At 74.8% G+C, this 14,750-nt stretch carries 13 protein-coding genes; 6 read left to right on the top strand and 7 right to left on the bottom strand.

The genetic code is table 11. From position 1 onward, the window contains the following. Together IH44_RS0116850 and IH44_RS0116845 are read left to right on the top strand one after the other, a co-directional pair. Positions 1-183 (top strand): LPXTG cell wall anchor domain-containing protein (locus IH44_RS0116850; RefSeq protein ID WP_030460393.1); only part of this gene is annotated, 183 nt, incomplete at its 5' end. Between the two features lie 137 nt (positions 184-320). Further along, entirely contained in the window at positions 321-1,103 is a 783-nt protein-coding gene (locus IH44_RS0116845; RefSeq protein ID WP_051816985.1) for an LppX_LprAFG lipoprotein, read from the top strand. 85 nt (positions 1,104-1,188) lie between these two features. Here the strand turns inward: IH44_RS0116845 and IH44_RS0116840 are convergent, their stop codons facing one another. Further along, positions 1,189-2,523, bottom strand: coding sequence for a nitrous oxide reductase family maturation protein NosD (locus IH44_RS0116840; RefSeq protein WP_232794968.1), 1,335 nt, complete (start codon positions 2,521-2,523; stop codon positions 1,189-1,191). On the opposite strand from IH44_RS0116840, the gene IH44_RS0116835 reads away from it, so the two are divergent. The 3 genes from IH44_RS0116835 (at position 2,522) to IH44_RS0116825 (ending at position 4,849) form a co-directional block, all read left to right on the top strand. Further along, a complete protein-coding gene (locus IH44_RS0116835) occupies positions 2,522-3,709 on the top strand; it encodes a Dyp-type peroxidase (protein WP_255358071.1) in 1,188 nt (395 codons plus the stop codon). The two genes, IH44_RS0116840 and IH44_RS0116835, sit on opposite strands and share 2 nt — an antisense overlap. Positions 3,710-3,821: 112 nt before the next feature. Next, positions 3,822-4,517: a hypothetical protein gene (locus tag IH44_RS0116830; RefSeq protein WP_030460389.1), complete on the top strand. Its 696-nt coding sequence runs from the start codon at positions 3,822-3,824 to the stop codon at positions 4,515-4,517. Positions 4,518-4,573: 56 nt separating this feature from the next. Continuing rightward, the gene (locus IH44_RS0116825) at positions 4,574-4,849 is read left to right on the top strand and encodes a hypothetical protein (RefSeq protein WP_030460388.1); all 276 of its coding nucleotides are present in this window, start codon (positions 4,574-4,576) and stop codon (positions 4,847-4,849) included. Position 4,850: 1 nt separating this feature from the next. Here IH44_RS0116825 and IH44_RS0116820 read toward each other — a convergent pair whose 3' ends face one another. The 5 genes from IH44_RS0116820 to IH44_RS0116800 all read right to left on the bottom strand — a co-directional run bounded on the left by IH44_RS0116820 (position 4,851) and on the right by IH44_RS0116800 (position 11,463). Beyond that, entirely contained in the window at positions 4,851-6,017 is a 1,167-nt protein-coding gene (locus tag IH44_RS0116820; protein WP_030460387.1) for an XdhC family protein, read from the bottom strand. A gap of 64 nt (positions 6,018-6,081) precedes the next feature. After that, positions 6,082-7,545: an NCS2 family permease gene (locus tag IH44_RS0116815; RefSeq protein ID WP_030460386.1), complete on the bottom strand. Its 1,464-nt coding sequence runs from the start codon at positions 7,543-7,545 to the stop codon at positions 6,082-6,084. 188 nt (positions 7,546-7,733) lie between these two features. Continuing rightward, positions 7,734-10,094: a xanthine dehydrogenase subunit D gene (gene pucD / locus IH44_RS0116810; RefSeq protein ID WP_198545001.1), complete on the bottom strand. Its 2,361-nt coding sequence runs from the start codon at positions 10,092-10,094 to the stop codon at positions 7,734-7,736. Beyond that, positions 10,091-10,579, bottom strand: coding sequence for a (2Fe-2S)-binding protein (locus tag IH44_RS0116805; protein WP_030460384.1), 489 nt, complete (start codon positions 10,577-10,579; stop codon positions 10,091-10,093). The genes pucD and IH44_RS0116805 overlap by 4 nt, the downstream gene beginning before the upstream one ends. Then, positions 10,576-11,463, bottom strand: coding sequence for a xanthine dehydrogenase family protein subunit M (locus IH44_RS0116800; protein ID WP_030460383.1), 888 nt, complete (start codon positions 11,461-11,463; stop codon positions 10,576-10,578). The genes IH44_RS0116805 and IH44_RS0116800 overlap by 4 nt, the downstream gene beginning before the upstream one ends. A gap of 284 nt (positions 11,464-11,747) precedes the next feature. On the opposite strand from IH44_RS0116800, the gene IH44_RS0116795 reads away from it, so the two are divergent. Then, a complete protein-coding gene (locus IH44_RS0116795) occupies positions 11,748-13,340 on the top strand; it encodes a PucR family transcriptional regulator ligand-binding domain-containing protein (RefSeq protein WP_030460382.1) in 1,593 nt (530 codons plus the stop codon). A 60-nt stretch (positions 13,341-13,400) separates the two neighbouring features. Here IH44_RS0116795 and IH44_RS0116790 read toward each other — a convergent pair whose 3' ends face one another. After that, positions 13,401-14,750: an acyltransferase gene (locus IH44_RS0116790; RefSeq protein ID WP_232794967.1), complete on the bottom strand. Its 1,350-nt coding sequence runs from the start codon at positions 14,748-14,750 to the stop codon at positions 13,401-13,403.

Genomic DNA, 14,750 nt, shown 5'->3' with positions numbered 1-14,750 from the left:
ACCCCGACCCCCACGCCGACCCCGGTCGCACCCGCACCGCCGCAGGCCCGCCCGGCGCCCTCCGGCAGCCTCGCCAGCACCGGCCTGGACGGGGCCGTCCCGTTCGCCCTGGCCGGCGGCGCGCTGCTGCTGGTGCTCGGCACCGGCCTGGTGATCGTGGCGAGGAGGCGCCGCAGCAGCTGATCCGACGTCACACTGGGGGCCCCGGGCGCCAACCCGGGGCCCCCGCCCGTGAGAACGCCGAACGCGCACCGAGCGCGGGACGTCCGCGAACCCCGCACCGGGCGCCGGACGTCCGTGAACCCCCAGCAGAGGAAGCCGTGGCAACGCAGAAGAAGAACCGCCGCCGGTACGCCGTCGCGGCCGTGGTGGCCGCCGTCCTGGTCGCCGCCGGCGGGGTGACGGCCTGGCAGGTGTCCGGCCGGGGCGGCGGCAGCCGCCCGCTCAGCACCGAGGAGGCGTCCCGGCTCGCGCTCTCCCGGTTCACCCTGTACGGGGCGAGCCCGGTCGAGGTCGCGCTCACCGCCGACGAGGGCGGCGGGACGGTGGTCGAGGTGCACGGCGTCATCGACTACCGGACCAGGCACGCCGCCGGCAGCTACCGGGTGCGCGGACCCCAGGGGGTGCTGGACGAGGGACTGGTGGTCTGGGACACCGGGGGCCTCGGCCTGGCCAAGGCCCCCGCCGGGGCGGCCGGGCAGCCCTGGGAGCAGGCCGAGCACGTCCCGCGCACCGGCTGGGCCTCCCGCACCTACGGCAGCGACCCGCTCGACGCCGGGCTGGACCTGGCGGTCCAACTCGGCGCCGACCGCCCCGACAACCCGCTGCTGCTCGCCCAGGCCGGCCCCCGCTGGCTCGGCCGGGACCGGATCGACGGCCGCGAGCACGACCGGATCTCCGGCCCCCGCCCGCGCGACGCCGCCACCACCGCGGCGGCCACCGGCGACGGCACCTCGCCGCTCACCTACTGGATCGACGCCGAGGGCGGCCTGCGCCGGGTCACCATGCGGATGGCGGGCATCGGCACCCCCGCCACCCTCGACTTCGAGGGCCGGCAGGACGGGGCGAAGCTCCCCGAGGCGCCCTGGGCGACGGCGGGCTGATCCGGTGTCAGGACGACGACGGGCCGAGCCGGGGCCAGGGCGCCGACGGCGGGCCGAGCCGGTGCCGCCGCCGGCCGACGTGGCGTCAGGAGTCCGACGGCAGCGGGTAGGCGTCCGGGTCGACCTTGCCGGGCAGGTCGACGGCGGGCACCGCCGGGGCGTGCGGGTCGGCCAGCGAGGGCTGCGCGGGCGGCACCGGGACGGCGTTGAACGCCGTCCCCGGCGGGGCCTGCACGCCCGCCGCGCGCCCGGCCGGGACGCGGCCCGCGCCGGTCGCGTCGCAGGCCGCCAACTGCTCCAGCCCGTCCGGGCTCTGCGTCGAAGGCCCGTTGCCGGTGAAGCAGTTGCCCGGGTCGGCGGCCGAGCTGACCAGGTCCACCCCGTTGCCGGTGACCTTGTTCCCGGTGACCCGGTTGCCGGACGCCGGGTGCCCCGGCGGGTCGGTCACCACCACGCCCGCCGCCCGGTTGCCGCGCACCAGGTTGCGCTCCACCCGGTTGCCGGTGCCGCCGCCGATCCCGATGCCGATCCCGAAGCCGCCGTCGGCCTGCTCCGGGGAGTCCGCCGCGTTGTTGTCCGCCACCACGTTGCCCGCGATCACCGCGGCGTGCTGCGGCGCCAGCGACTCCAGGTCGTTGGAGTTGACCGTCACCCCGACTCGGTTGCCCACCACCCGGTTGCCCACCACGGTCAGGTTCTCCGACGCGTTGGTGATCTCGATCCCGACCGCGTTGCGCTCCACCGTGTTGCCCCGCACCAGGGTGTCGCACGGCTTGCACTGCCCGACGTAGATCCCCGAATCGGCCTGCCCGGACGCGTACGACTCCTCGATGACCCCGCCCCGCGCGTCGAACGCGTAGATGCCGTACAGCGCGTTCCCGTACGCCGTCACCCGGGTCGCCCGGAAGCCCTGCACGGCGGGGAAGCGGGTGGTGTCCAGCGGGTCGTACGCGGAGCCGCCCGCGCCGTGCCGCTGGAGCTTCTCGTCGGTGACGCCGGTGAACAGCACGCCGTTGGCCAGGTAGCCGTGCACGGTCAGGTTCTCCACCACGCTGCCCGCGCCGGTCGCGGTGATCCCGTTGACCAGCTTCAGCCCGCCGTCGAACACCACCGCGTTCCGGTCCGTCCCGCGCAGCACCACCCGGGGCCTGGTGATCCGCACGCTCTCCCGGTACGTGCCCGGGCCGACCAGCACCAGGTCGCCCGGGTTCGCGGCGTCCACCGCCCGCTGCACCGTCGGGAAGTCCTCCGGCACCCGCAGCACCGTCCCCGGCGGATGGCGGTCGGCGGACGTGCCGCCGCCCCCGCCCGAGGAGCAGCCGGCCGCGGCCGGGAGCAGCAGCAGCGCCGCACCGAGCAGCAGCCGGGCCGTCCGGCGCTGACGGTGCATCAACCGTGAAGAAGAGAGGAGGAGTTGCATGAAACGTGTTCTATCGTCTGCAATGGCCGCCATGCACACCGAACGGGCGAACCCGCAGGACACCGCCGCCCCCGCCCGCCCCCGGATCGACCGCCGGGCCCTGCTCGCCGCCGGGGCCGCGCTCGCCGCCGGAGCCGGCGCCGCGACCGTCCTCGCCCGCGAGGACCGGCCCGGCCCCGCCGCCGCCCCGCCGCCCCCCGGGCCCGTCCCGTTCCACGGCGCCCGGCAGTCCGGCGTCCTGCACCGCCAGCTCCCCGCCACCCGGCTGCTCGCCCTCGACCTGCCCGCCGCCACCGACCGGGCCGCGCTGCGCGCCCTGCTCGCCGCCGCGAGCGAGGTCCTCGCCCGGGCCGCGGACGGCGGCCTCGCCGACCCGCGGCTGACCGGCACCCCGCCCGTCACCTCGCTCGCCGCGATCGGCCCGGCCCTCGCCACCCGCCTCCACCTGCCCGCCCCGGCCGCCCTCGCCGAACTCCCGGCCTTCCCCGGCGACCGCCTCGACCCGGCCCGCAGCGGCGGCGACCTGCTGCTCCAGGTCAGCGCCGAACAGCCCTGGACCACCGGCATCCTCACCGAGCACCTGCTCGCGGCCGCCACCGCCGCGGGCGCCGCCCTCCGCTGGCACCAGGCCGGTTTCCTGCCCCCCGCCCCCGACGGGCAGACCCCGCGCAACCTCTTCGGCTTCAAGGACGGCACCGCCAACCCCGACCCCGCCGACCCCGCCCTCTGGCAGCAGGACGGCACCGTCCTGGTCTACCGCCGGATCCGGATGGACACCGCGGCCTTCGCCGCCCTCCCCGCCGACGGCCGCGACCTCGCGATGGGCCGCCGCGCCGACACCGGCGCCCCGCTCACCGGCACCGCCGAACACGACGACCCCGACATCTACGCCAAGCACCCCGACGGCTCCTACGTCATCCCCGCCACCGCCCACGTCCGCCTCAGCAGCCCCCGCCTCGACGGCGGCGCCCGGATGCTCCGCCGCGGCTGGTCCTACGACGACACCCCCACCGACCGCGGCCTCCTCTTCTGCGCCTTCATGCCCGACCCCGCCCTCTTCACCCGCGTCCAGACCCGCCTCGCCGAACGCGACGCCCTCACCCCGTTCCTGACCCACACGGCCTCGGCGGTCGCCTGGGTCCTCCCGGGCGCGAAGGAGGGCGGGGCACTGGGGGAGGGGCTGTAGCGGGAGGCACGGTAACGGGAGGGAAACCACGGGGCGTCGGGGCCGGAGGCGGTGCCATACTCGGGCCTCCTCCCGGCGTACGGGTCGGGGGTGTCGAAGGGGGAGAACAGAGATGGCGCGCAACCCGATCGGCCGCAGAACGGCTCCCACCGCCGTGGCCGTCCTCCTGCTGGGCCTCGCGGCCTGCACCCAGGGCTCCGGGGCCCCGGACGACCACGCGACGGCCATGGCCCCCACCGGGGCGCCCGCCGGGTCGGCGAGCCCCACCGGGGCGCCCACCGGGTCGGCGGCCCCCGTGGCGGGGTTCCCGGCCGAGGCGCGCAGCCAGGCGCTGGAGAGGGCGGCGGCCGAGGGCTGGTCACCGGTGGAGGGTTCCATCGCCTCGATCGGTGAACACGGCGGTCAGGTGCCGCAACTGTTCTGGCAGACGGCGTCCGGGGACGTCTGCCTGGTGGAGGCGGTCACCCGCCTCACCCCGGCGTCCACGTGCGAGGGGCCGGAGAAGCTGGCCGTGACCGGTCCGGGCCTGCGGCACGTCTTCTGGTCCACGCTGAACGCCGACGACACCATGACGGCCCTGCTGATGGCCAGCTCCGAGGAGGCGGTCTCGGTCAGCTGCGCGGGCCGGGACCACCCGCTGGCGGAGGTCGCCCGGTACACGGTCGGGGGCGTGGAGCGGCGCTTCTACACCGTCGACCTCCCCGAGGACCGGGGCGGCACCTACCGGGCCGTCGTCACGCGGAACGGGCAGCGGGTGACGGAGGACGTGCCGATCCTCTTCAGCCCCGCGAAGAAGACGGAGTGCTGACCCCGGGGGGCGCCCGCCGGGCCCGGGTTGTCGGTCCCGGGTGTCAGCCTGGCCCCATGGACGAGCGTGACAGCGAGCAGTTGCTGCGGGGCCGGGTCTACGGGGCGGACCACGACGATCCGGGGCCCCGGGCGGGCCGGGTGTACCGGGAGCTGGTCGGGGGGCCGTTGGACGGGCTGCTGCTGGACGTCACGGGCTGGGCGGCCGACACCCTCGCGGACGGCGCCGACCTGCCCACCCACCTGGGGCGTTACGGCGGGGCCGGCACCTCCCGCTACGCGCCGCGGGCGGCGGATCCGCGGCGGTGGGACTGGGGCGGCGACAGCCGCTAGCTCAGGCCGCGTGTGGGGAGCCGCGGTCGGCCGGGGCGGGGTCGGCGGTGAGGTCGTGGTGGATCGGGCCGCCGGTGGCGGAGAGCGGGAGGCAGGAGCCGCCGCGGGTCTCGGCGACGAGTTGGGCGGCGATGGAGACGGCGGTCTCCTCGGGGGTGCGGGCGCCGAGGTCGAGGCCGATGGGGGAGTGCAGGCGGGCCAACTCGGTTTCGGTGAGGCCGACTTCGCGCAGCCGGGCGGTGCGGTCGCGGTGGGTGCGGCGGGAGCCCATCGCGCCGACGTAGCCGACCGGCAGGCGCAGGGCGCGTTCCAGCAGCGGGACGTCGAACTTGGCGTCGTGGGTCAGGACGCACAGCACGCTGCGGCCGTCGAGCCGCTCCAGCTGGGTGTCGAGGTAGCGGTGCGGCCAGTCGACGACGAGCTCGTCGGCCTCGGGGAAGCGGCGTGCGGTGGCGAACACCGGCCGGGCGTCGCAGACGGTGACGTGGTAGCCGAGGAACTTGCCGATCCGCACCACGGCCGAGGCGAAGTCGATCGCGCCGAAGACCAGCATCCGCGGCGGCGGCACGTACGCCTCGACGAAGACGGTGACGGTGTGCTCGGCGGACGGGTCGCAGGGCCGCCCGTCCAGGCCGAGGACCAGCCGGCCGGTGCGCCCGGCGGAGAGCATCGCGCGGGCCTCGGCGACGGCGGCGCGCTCCAGCCGGAAGGAGGCGAAGGTGCCGTGGTGGGCGTCGGCGGTGACGGCGAGGGTGCCGCCGAGCAGCGCGGGCGGGCCGTCGACGATCCGGGCCACCGCGACGGGCGTGCCGGAGGCGGTGTAGGCGACGGCGGCGTCCAGGCCGGGGTCCGCGCCGGGGACGACCGGCTGGACGAAGACGTCGAGCAGGCCGCCGCAGGTCAGGCCGACGGCGAAGGCGTCCTCGTCGCTGTAGCCGAAGCGTTCCAGCACGGGCGTGCCGGTCTCCAGCGCGGTGCGGCACAGCTCGTACACGGCGCCCTCGACGCAGCCGCCGGAGACCGAGCCGACCGCCTCGCCGTCCGCGTCGACGGCCAGCGCGGCGCCCGGGTCGCGCGGGGCGGAGCCGGAGACGCCGACCACGGTGGCCACCGCGAAGGGGCGTCCGGCGGCGTGCCAGGTGTGCAGCTGGGCGGCGATGTCGTGCACGGGTTTGCTCCTCGCAGCGGGACGGCGCCGCCCCGCCGGAGGGTCCGGCGGGGCGGCGGGGGCGTCAGTGGACGCCCAGCCAGGACTTGATCGGGACGAGCGCGAAGTACACGACGAACACGCCGGTCAGGATCCACATCAGCGGGCCGGGCTCGCGCCACTTGCCGGTGCCCGCCTTGATCACGGTGTACGAGATGACGCCGGCCGCGACGCCCGCGGTGATGCTGTACGTGAACGGCATCAGCACGCAGGTGAGGAACGCCGGGATGGCGACCTCGCGGTCCGACCAGTCGATGTGCCGGGCCTGGCTCATCATCATCGAGCCGATCACCACCAGCGCGGCGGAGGCGACCTGCACCGGCACCACGGCGGCCACCGGCGAGAAGAACAGCATCAGCGCGAACACCCCGCCGGTGACGGTGGAGGCCAGGCCGGTGCGGGCGCCGTCGCCGACGCCGGTCGCCGACTCGACGAACACGGTCTGCCCGGACGCCCCGGACAGGCCGCCGATCGCGCCGCCCGCGCCGTCGATGAACAGCGCCTTCGACAGGCCGGGCATCCGGCCCTTGGAGTCGGCGAGCCCGGCCTCGGTGCCGACGCCGATGATGGTGGCCATCGCGTCGAAGAACCCGGCCAGCACCAGGGTGAACACGGCGACCGAGGCGCTGATCGCGCCCAGCCCGTGCGAGCCGAACGCGCCGAACAGGTCGACGTGCCCGAACAGCCCGAAGTCGGGCGCGGAGACCGGCGAGCCGGGCCAGGTCGGCGCCGAGCCGCCCCAATCCTTTGCCGTCAACCCGGCGGCCTCGTTCACCACCAGCGCGACCACGGTGCCCGCCGCGATGCCGATCAGGATCGCGCCCCGCACGTTCCGGGCCAGCAGCACGAAGATGGTCAGCAGGGTGAGGGAGAAGATCAGCACCGGCCAGCCCTGGAGCTCGCCGAACGGGCCGAGCGAGAGCGGGGTGGGGCCGCCGGTGTGCACGAACCCGGCCTTGTAGAGGCCGATGATCGAGACGAACAGGCCGATGCCGATGGTGATGGCGTGCTTGAGCGGCAGCGGGATGCCGTTCATGATCTTCTCGCGCAGGCCGGAGACCACCAGCAGCACGATCAGCAGGCCGTAGATCACGCACAGGCCCATCGCCTGCGCCCAGGTGGTGTGCGGCACCACCAGCGCGGATATCGCGCCGGAGACGGACAGGCCGGCCGCGACCGCCAGCGGCACGTTGCCGACCACGCCCATCAGGATCGTGGTGACGGCGGCGGCCAGCGCGGTGGCGGTGGTCAGCTGGGCGTGGCTCAGCTTGGCGCCGGTGACGTCCGCGCCGCTCAGGATGATCGGGTTGAGCAGGACGATGTAGGCCATCGCCATGAAGGTGGTGAGACCGCCGCGGATCTCGTTGCCCAGGGTGGAGCCGCGCGCAGAGATCTTGAAGTAGGCGTCGAGGGCGCCTCTGGGAGGTGTTTCGGGCGCGGTGGGGGCCGCTTCGTCGGTGGGGCCGGGCTCCGTGGAGGTCCGGGACATGTCCACTCCCAAGGTTCATAGGGGGTTGGGGTGGGCGAGCCGACCTGAATGCCCGTCAGGTGGGGTACGCAGGGGGACTGGTTCGACTCACGGGTGGGGGTGCTGCGGGGCCCGGCGAGACTCCGGCAGCGCCCCGGGGGTCGGCAGGGAAGACTGATACCGCCCCCGGGGACGTTCTTGGCGGACCGTCAGAGCGTGTCGGTCAGGTGCTCCGGCCGCACCGGGATGCGGTTGAGCGCCTTGCCGGTGGCCTGGCGGATGGCCGCGACGATCGACGGGGTGGCGGAGACGGTGGGGGCCTCGCCGACGCCGCGCAGCCCGTACGGGGCGTTCGGGTCGGGGAGTTCGAGGATCTGCACCGGGATCGGCGGGGTGTCCAGGATGGTGGGGATCAGGTAGTCGGTGAAGGAGGCGTTGCGCACCTTGCCGTCCTTGACCACGATCTCCTCCATCACCGCGAGCCCCAGCGCCTGGGTGCAGCCGCCCTGGATCTGGCCGACCACCGAGAGCGGGTTGAGCGCCTTGCCGACGTCCTGCACGGCCGTCAGCTCGACCACCTTGACCAGGCCCAGCTCCACGTCCACGTCCACCACCGCGCGGTTGGCGCAGAAGGTGTACTGGACGTGGCCGAAGCCCTGCCCGGTCTCCTTGTCGAACGGGACGGTGGGGCGGTGGTGGTGCTCGCGGGTCTGCTCGATGGCGTCGTCCCCGAGCAGGTCCACGATCGGGATCAGCACGCCCGCCGAGGCCGAGACCACCTTGCCGCCGACCAGCGACAGGTCGTCCTGCGTCCAGCCGTAGCGGTGCCGCCCGCGCTCCAGCAGCTCGTGCCGGACCGCCTCGGCGGCCAGCTTCACCGCGCCGCCGGTCATGTACGTCTGCCGGGACGCGGAGGTCGAACCCGCCGAGCCGACCTCGGTGTTGGCCGGGTGGATGGTGACCTGCTCGACGCCCAGCTCGGTGCGGGCGATCTGGGCGTGCACGGTGACGCCGCCCTGGCCGACCTCGGCCATCGCGGTGTGCACCATGGCGACCGGCTCGCCGCCGATCACCTCCAGCCGCACCCGGGCGGTCGAGTAGTCGTCGAAGCCCTCGGAGAAGCCGACGTTCTTGATGCCCACCGAGTAGCCGACGCCGCGCACGATGCCCTCGCCGTGCGAGGTGTTGGACAGCGCGCCCGGCAGGGTGCGCACGTCCAGGTGCTCCAGGTCGAGCGGCGGCGGCAGCGGCATGTCCTTGACCCGCTGGAGCAGTTCGGCGACCGGCGCGGGCGCGTCGATCTCCTGCCCGGTCGGCATCCGGTCGCCCTGGGTGACGGCGTTCAGCTGCCGCAGCTCCACCGGGTCCATGCCGAGCGCCTCGGCCAGCTTGTCCAGCTGCGACTCGTAGCCGAACGCGGCCTGCACCGCGCCGAAGCCGCGCATCGCCCCGCAGGACGGGTTGTTGGAGTACAGCGCGATGGCGTGCATCCGCACGTTCGGGATGACGTACGGGCCGTGGCCCAGCGAGGCGGCGTTGCCGACCACCGCGGGGGAGGCGGAGGCGTAGGCGCCGCCGTCCAGCACGATCCGGCAGTCCGCGAAGACCAGCTTGCCGTCGCGGGTGGCGCCGTGCTCGTAGCGCATCTTCGCCGGGTGGCGGTGCACGTGCCCGAAGAACGACTCGTCCCGGGCGTAGACGATCTTGACGGGCTTGCCGGTGTGCAGCGCCAGCAGGCAGGCGTGGATCTGCATCGACAGGTCCTCGCGGCCGCCGAACGCCCCGCCCACCCCGGCCAGCGTGAGCCGGACCTTCTCCAGCGGCAGGTCCAGCACGGGCGCCATCTGCTGGCGGTCCACGTGCAGCCACTGGGTGGCGATGTACAGGTCGACGCCGCCGTCCTCGGCCGGCACCGCCAGGCCGGACTCCGGGCCCAGGAACGCCTGGTCCTGCATGCCGACCTCGTACTCGCCGGACACGATCACGTCCGCCAGCGCCCGCACCTCGTCGGTGACGCCCAGGCCGGAGACCAGCTTCTGCTCGTGGCAGACGTTGCCGTACGCGTGCGACCGGTACTCGTGCGGCTCGTGCACGTAGCCGTGGGTCTCCGGGTCGAGGCACTGCTCCTCGGTGGTGATCGGGGTGAGCACCTCGTACTCGACCTTGATCTTCTTCACCGCGCGGCGGGCCGTCTCCGGGTGGTCCGCGGCCACCAGGGCGATCGCCTCGCCGTGGTAGCGGACCTTGTCGATCGCCAGGGCCGGCTGGTCGGCGATCTCCAGGCCGTAGTACTTCTCGCCCGGGATGTCCTCGTGGGTGAGCACCGCGTACACCCCGGGCACCTTCAGCGCCTCCGAGACGTCGACCGACAGGATGGTGGCGCGCGGGTGCGGGGAGCGCAGCGCGGTGCCCCACAGCATGTCCTCGTGCCACATGTCGGAGGAGTAGGCGAACTCGCCCTTCACCTTCAGCGTGCCGTCCGGGCGCAGCGGGGAGCCGCCGACGCCGTCCTTGGACGCCTGGTTGATCTTCTGCAGGTTCTTCTGGCCCTGGATCGTCCGCGCGGTCACTTCGCCACCCCTTCGACCGAGCACTTGCGGGCCGAGGCCAGCCGCACCGCGTCCATGATCTTCTCGTAGCCGGTGCAGCGGCACAGGTTGCCCGACAGCGCCTCGCGGATGTCCGTGTCCGAGGGCTGCGGGTCCGCGGCCAGCAGGGCGTCGGTCTGCACCAGCAGGCCCGGGGTGCAGAAGCCGCACTGCACGGCGCCCGCGTCCACGAACGCCTGCTGCACCAGGCCCAGCTCGCCGTCCTGGCCGGCCAGGCCCTCCACGGTGCGCACCTCGCGGCCCTGCACCTGGCCCGCCGCCACCAGGCAGGAGCACACCGGCACCCCGTCCAGGTAGACCGTGCACGAGCCGCACTCGCCCTGCTCGCAGGCGTTCTTCGACCCGGGCAGGCCGACCCGCTCGCGCAGGACGTACAGCAGGGACTCGCCCTCCCACACGTCGTCGGCCTCCACCGGCTTGCCGTTCGCGCTGAACGTGACCCTCATGCCGCGCTCCTGATCTGCTTGCGATAGTCGTTCCAACACCACGTCAGGGTGCGCCGGGCCATCACGGCCAGCGCGTGCCGCCGGTAGTCGGCGGTGCCCCGGACGTCGTCGATCGGCGAGGCCGCGGCCTTCACCAGCTCGCCGAAGCGCTGCACCACCTCCGGGCCCAGCAGCTCGCCGCTCTCCCACAGGCCGCGCTCGGCCAGCACCCCGCCCAGGTACTCCTCGGCCTCCACGGCCCGGCGCGGCGTCGGCGCGGCCGACCCGATGCCGGTGCCGACCGTGCCGTCCTTCGGGTGCAGCGCGAAGCCGAACGCGCAGACCGCGATCACCATCGCGTTGCGGGTGCCGATCTTCGAGAACTGCTGCGGGCCGTCCGCGACCGGGATCCGCACCGCGCGGATCAGCTCGTCCGGCTCCAGGCCGTTGCGCTTCACCCCGAGGTAGAACTCGTCGATCGGGATCAGCCGCACCCCGCGCACCGAGTGCGCCTCCACCAGCACGTCCCGGCCCGCGGCCAGCAGCGCCGGGTGCGAGTCGCCGGCCGGCGAGGCCGCGCCCAGGTTGCCGCCGACACTGCCGCGGTTGCGGATCTGCGGCGAGCCCACCGTGTGCGCGGCCAGCGCCAGGCCCGGCAGCGGCACCGACAGCTCGTCGATGATCCGGGCGTACGGCACCGCCGCGCCCAACCGGACGGCGTCGCCGTCGTCCGTCCACTCGGTGAGCTCGGTGATGCGGTTCAGGTCGAGGATCGCGGATGGCCGGTGCACGTCGAAGTTCATCTCGACCATGACGTCCGTGCCGCCCGAGATGGGCAGCGCGGTGGGGTGCTCGGCCTTCGCCGCGAGTGCCTCGTCCCAGGTAGCGGGCCGAAGGAACTCCATGCGGGTAACTCCTCAAGTCGTCGCCGACGGACGCGGGCACTGCGCCCTTGCCGGCACCCGGGGCCGGAAGGCCGGTCGGGCGCCGCGGTGCAGCCCGGCGGCGTGTTGGCAAGTGAACCGCTGTGACCGGGGCCACTGGCAGTCACCGATGGCATGAGGCCCGGCGGTGGCCCACCGCGCCGTCCTGTACGTTCCTCTAAGGTGGACGATCCTCCAGCTCAGCTCGTGCACACTGGGCCGTTCCAACCCTCCGTTCCCACCCTCACAGACCAAGGAGGGCGCCCATGCGCGTCCGCGACCTGCTCGCCCCCGGCGCCCCCCGACTGCGCCTGCTCGCCGGCGAGGACGAGCTCGACCGGCAGGTCACCGGAGTGATGACCACCGACCTCCAGGACCCGGGGCGCTACCTGCACGGCGGCGAACTCGTCCTCACCGGCATGCTCTGGCGCACCGCCCCCGCCGACTCCGAACGCTTCGTGCGCACCATCGTCGCGGCCGGCGCCGCCGCCCTCGGCGCCGGCGAGGTCGAGGTCGGCCCCGTCCCCGACGACCTCGCCGCCGCCTGCCGCCGCCACCGCCTGCCGCTGCTCGCCGTCCCCGACGACGTCGCCTTCGGCGCCGTCACCGAGTACGTCGGCCGCCAGGTCTCCGCCGACCGGGCCGCCGACCTCGCCGCCCTGGTCGACCGGCACCGCCTGCTGGTCTCCGCCGCCGGCGCCGGCGGCCTGGACGCCGTCCTCGACCTGCTCGGCGGCGACCTCGACCTCGACTGCTGGGTCCTCACCCCCACCGGACGCGTCGTCGCCGGACCCGCCGACCACCTGCCGCCCGCCGACCGCGACCAGCTCGTCCGCGCCCACCTCGCCGCCCAGCGCCAGCGCCGCCGCCCCCCGCACCGGGTCCGCCTCGCCACCGGCACCTACTCGCTGCTGCCCGCCGCCGCCGACCCCGCCGACGAGGCCCCGCTCGCCGACTGGATCCTCGCCGTCGCCGGCGACGTCACCGAGTGGACCCCCAAGCGCCAGCAGCTCGCCGAGAACCTGGCCCGCCTGGTCGCCGCCGAACGCACCCGCCGCGACGAGGGCCGCCGGCTGCGCCGCCGGATCGCCGACGAGGTCCTCGCCCTGCTCCAGCACGACGCCGACCCCGCCGAGATCGGCCGCGCCCTCCAGGCGTCCACCACCATGGCCGCCCGCTACGAGGGCTCCACCGAGACCTCCGGCGACCAGCCCCAGTGGCTGGTGCTCTCCGCCGACGCCACCGGCCTGCCCGACGGCGCGCTGCGCCCGGTCCTCGAGGAGGCGCTGGCCGCCGCCACCGACCGGGCCCTGGTCGCCGCCCTCGGCCCCACCGGCGCCGTCGTCGTGCTGCCCGCCCTGGACACCGCGGTCCCCGCCGACGCGGTCCGCGCCCTGCTCGCCCCGCTGGAGGCCGGCCTCGGCTCCGAGGGCCGGATCACCGTCGGCGTCTGCGCCCCCGCCGCCGAGTCCGGCGGCCTGCGCGGCGCCCTCGAAGAGGCCCGGCACGCCCGCCGGATCGCCGCCGCCCGGGTCGGCCGGATCTGCGTCGCCGGCCCCGAGGAGCTCGCCTCGCACGTCCTGCTGCTGGCCGCCGTCCCCGACGAGGTCCGCCGCGCCTTCCGCAGCCGCCTGCTGGACAAGGTCATCGCCTACGACCTGGAGCACCAGGCCGACCTGGTCCGCACCCTGGAGGCCTTCCTGCGCTCCGACGGCTCCTGGACCCGCTGCGCCGCCCAGCTGCACGTCCACGTCAACACGCTGCGCTACCGGATCGGCCGGATCGAGGAGCTCACCGGCCGCGACCTGTCCCGGCTGGAGGACCGGGTCGACTTCTACCTGGCCCTGGAACTCGCCTAGCCCCGGGAACGCCGCAGGGCCCGGCCGGGCGGCCGGGCCCTGCGGGCGGGGGCGGGCGGGTCAGGCGGCGACCCGGCGCTTGCCGCGCGGGCGGCGCGGGTAGGGCAGCAGCCGCGGCGAGCGCTTGGCGGCCACGTCCTCGACCCAGCCGAAGGCCAGCACCAGCAGGAGCAGCAGCGGCAGGCCGACCAGCAGGGTGAACCACTGGCTGGTGAGCAGCCAGCGCAGGTGCTGGTAGAAGAAGTCGACGTCCCACAGCCGGTCGATCACCGGGACGGCGGCCACCAGCGCGGTCACGTGCCACAGGTAGACGCTGACGGCGCGCGAGTTGAGCAGGCTGACCAGGCCGTTCCAGCGCTCCAGCGGGGCGGGCCAGCGCTCCCAGGACGGGCTGACGTGCAGCAGCAGGGCGACGAACCCGAGCGACCACACCGCCTGGGCGATCGGCCACGCCTCGATGTCGGTGGGCTGGGTCGGGTCGACCGGCCGGGTCTGCAGGTACCAGAACCCGGCCACCATCACCAGCGGCGCGATCGACGGCAGGACGTACTGCGGGAGCTTCTTCAGCAGCCCCTCCTGGTGGGCCATGCCGAGGATCCAGCAGGAGCCGAAGGTCGCGAAGTCGTTGGCGGTCTCCCAGACCCGGTGGTAGACGAACTCCTGGTCGGCGAAGACCCCGTTCATCACGATCACCATCGCCAGCGGGAAGCACAGCGTGGCCACCGGGAAGCGGCGCAGCATCCGCAGCAGCAGCGGCGAGAGCAGCACGTACCAGAGGTAGGCCCGCAGGTACCACAGCGGCACCACCAGCTGGGTGGCCCAGCCGGACTCGACGTGGCCGCCCAGGCCGTGCAGCCCGTCCTCGGCGTACGGGGGCGTGCTCAGCGGCAGCAGCCAGAACGACAGCTTGGCCCACCACCAGGCGGGGTGGCCGTCGGCGCCGGGGCCGCCGCCGTCGACCACCTGGAGGGCCACCACGATGCCGCCGAACAGCCACATCGGCGGCAGCAGGCGGCGCAGCCGGCCGCGGACCACGCCGAGCGCGGGGCGTTTCAGCGAACGGGCCATCAGCGAGCCGGCCAGCGCGAACATCACGCCCATCGACGGGAACAGCAGCGGCAGCCAGAACCAGCCGAAGTTGTGGTAGAGCACCACCCGGACCAGCGCCAGCGCGCGCAGCAGGTCCAGGTAGCGGTCCCGGCCGCCCTTGCGGACCGGCGGCGCGGGCTCGGCGGCCTCCTCCAGCTGGCGGCGCATCTGCTCGGGGATGCGCAGCGCCATGGTGTCCTCGTGGCGCCCGAAGGCGCCCCCGGGGGGCCCGGGGGTGTCCTCGTCGCGTCCGAAGCCGGCGGGGATGCGCAGCGGGACGGTGTCCTGGTGGACCCCGCGCCGCCCGGCGGGTGAAGTCAT

This window comes from Kitasatospora sp. NRRL B-11411, from assembly GCF_000721345.1.
In the GTDB taxonomy this organism is placed as follows: domain Bacteria; phylum Actinomycetota; class Actinomycetes; order Streptomycetales; family Streptomycetaceae; genus Kitasatospora; species Kitasatospora cineracea.
Note: the sequence above shows the minus strand (reverse complement) of the source record. Positions and strands in the feature narration are given on the sequence as shown.

What these genes read in the sequence shown, in the direction of transcription:
- IH44_RS0116805 (WP_030460384.1), bottom strand. Translation starts at nt 10,579, where the DNA reads ATGAGGGTCACGTTCAGCGCGAACGGCAAGCCGGTGGAGGCCGACGAC.
- IH44_RS0116795 (WP_030460382.1), top strand. Translation starts at nt 11,748, where the DNA reads ATGCGCGTCCGCGACCTGCTCGCCCCCGGCGCCCCCCGACTGCGCCTG.
- IH44_RS0116825 (WP_030460388.1), top strand. Translation starts at nt 4,574, where the DNA reads ATGGACGAGCGTGACAGCGAGCAGTTGCTGCGGGGCCGGGTCTACGGG.
- IH44_RS0116800 (WP_030460383.1), bottom strand. Translation starts at nt 11,463, where the DNA reads ATGGAGTTCCTTCGGCCCGCTACCTGGGACGAGGCACTCGCGGCGAAG.
- IH44_RS0116815 (WP_030460386.1), bottom strand. Translation starts at nt 7,545, where the DNA reads ATGTCCCGGACCTCCACGGAGCCCGGCCCCACCGACGAAGCGGCCCCC.
- IH44_RS0116840 (WP_232794968.1), bottom strand. Translation starts at nt 2,523, where the DNA reads ATGCAACTCCTCCTCTCTTCTTCACGGTTGATGCACCGTCAGCGCCGG.
- IH44_RS0116790 (WP_232794967.1), bottom strand. Translation starts at nt 14,750, where the DNA reads ATGACTTCACCCGCCGGGCGGCGCGGGGTCCACCAGGACACCGTCCCG.
- IH44_RS0116830 (WP_030460389.1), top strand. Translation starts at nt 3,822, where the DNA reads ATGGCGCGCAACCCGATCGGCCGCAGAACGGCTCCCACCGCCGTGGCC.
- IH44_RS0116835 (WP_255358071.1), top strand. Translation starts at nt 2,522, where the DNA reads ATGAAACGTGTTCTATCGTCTGCAATGGCCGCCATGCACACCGAACGG.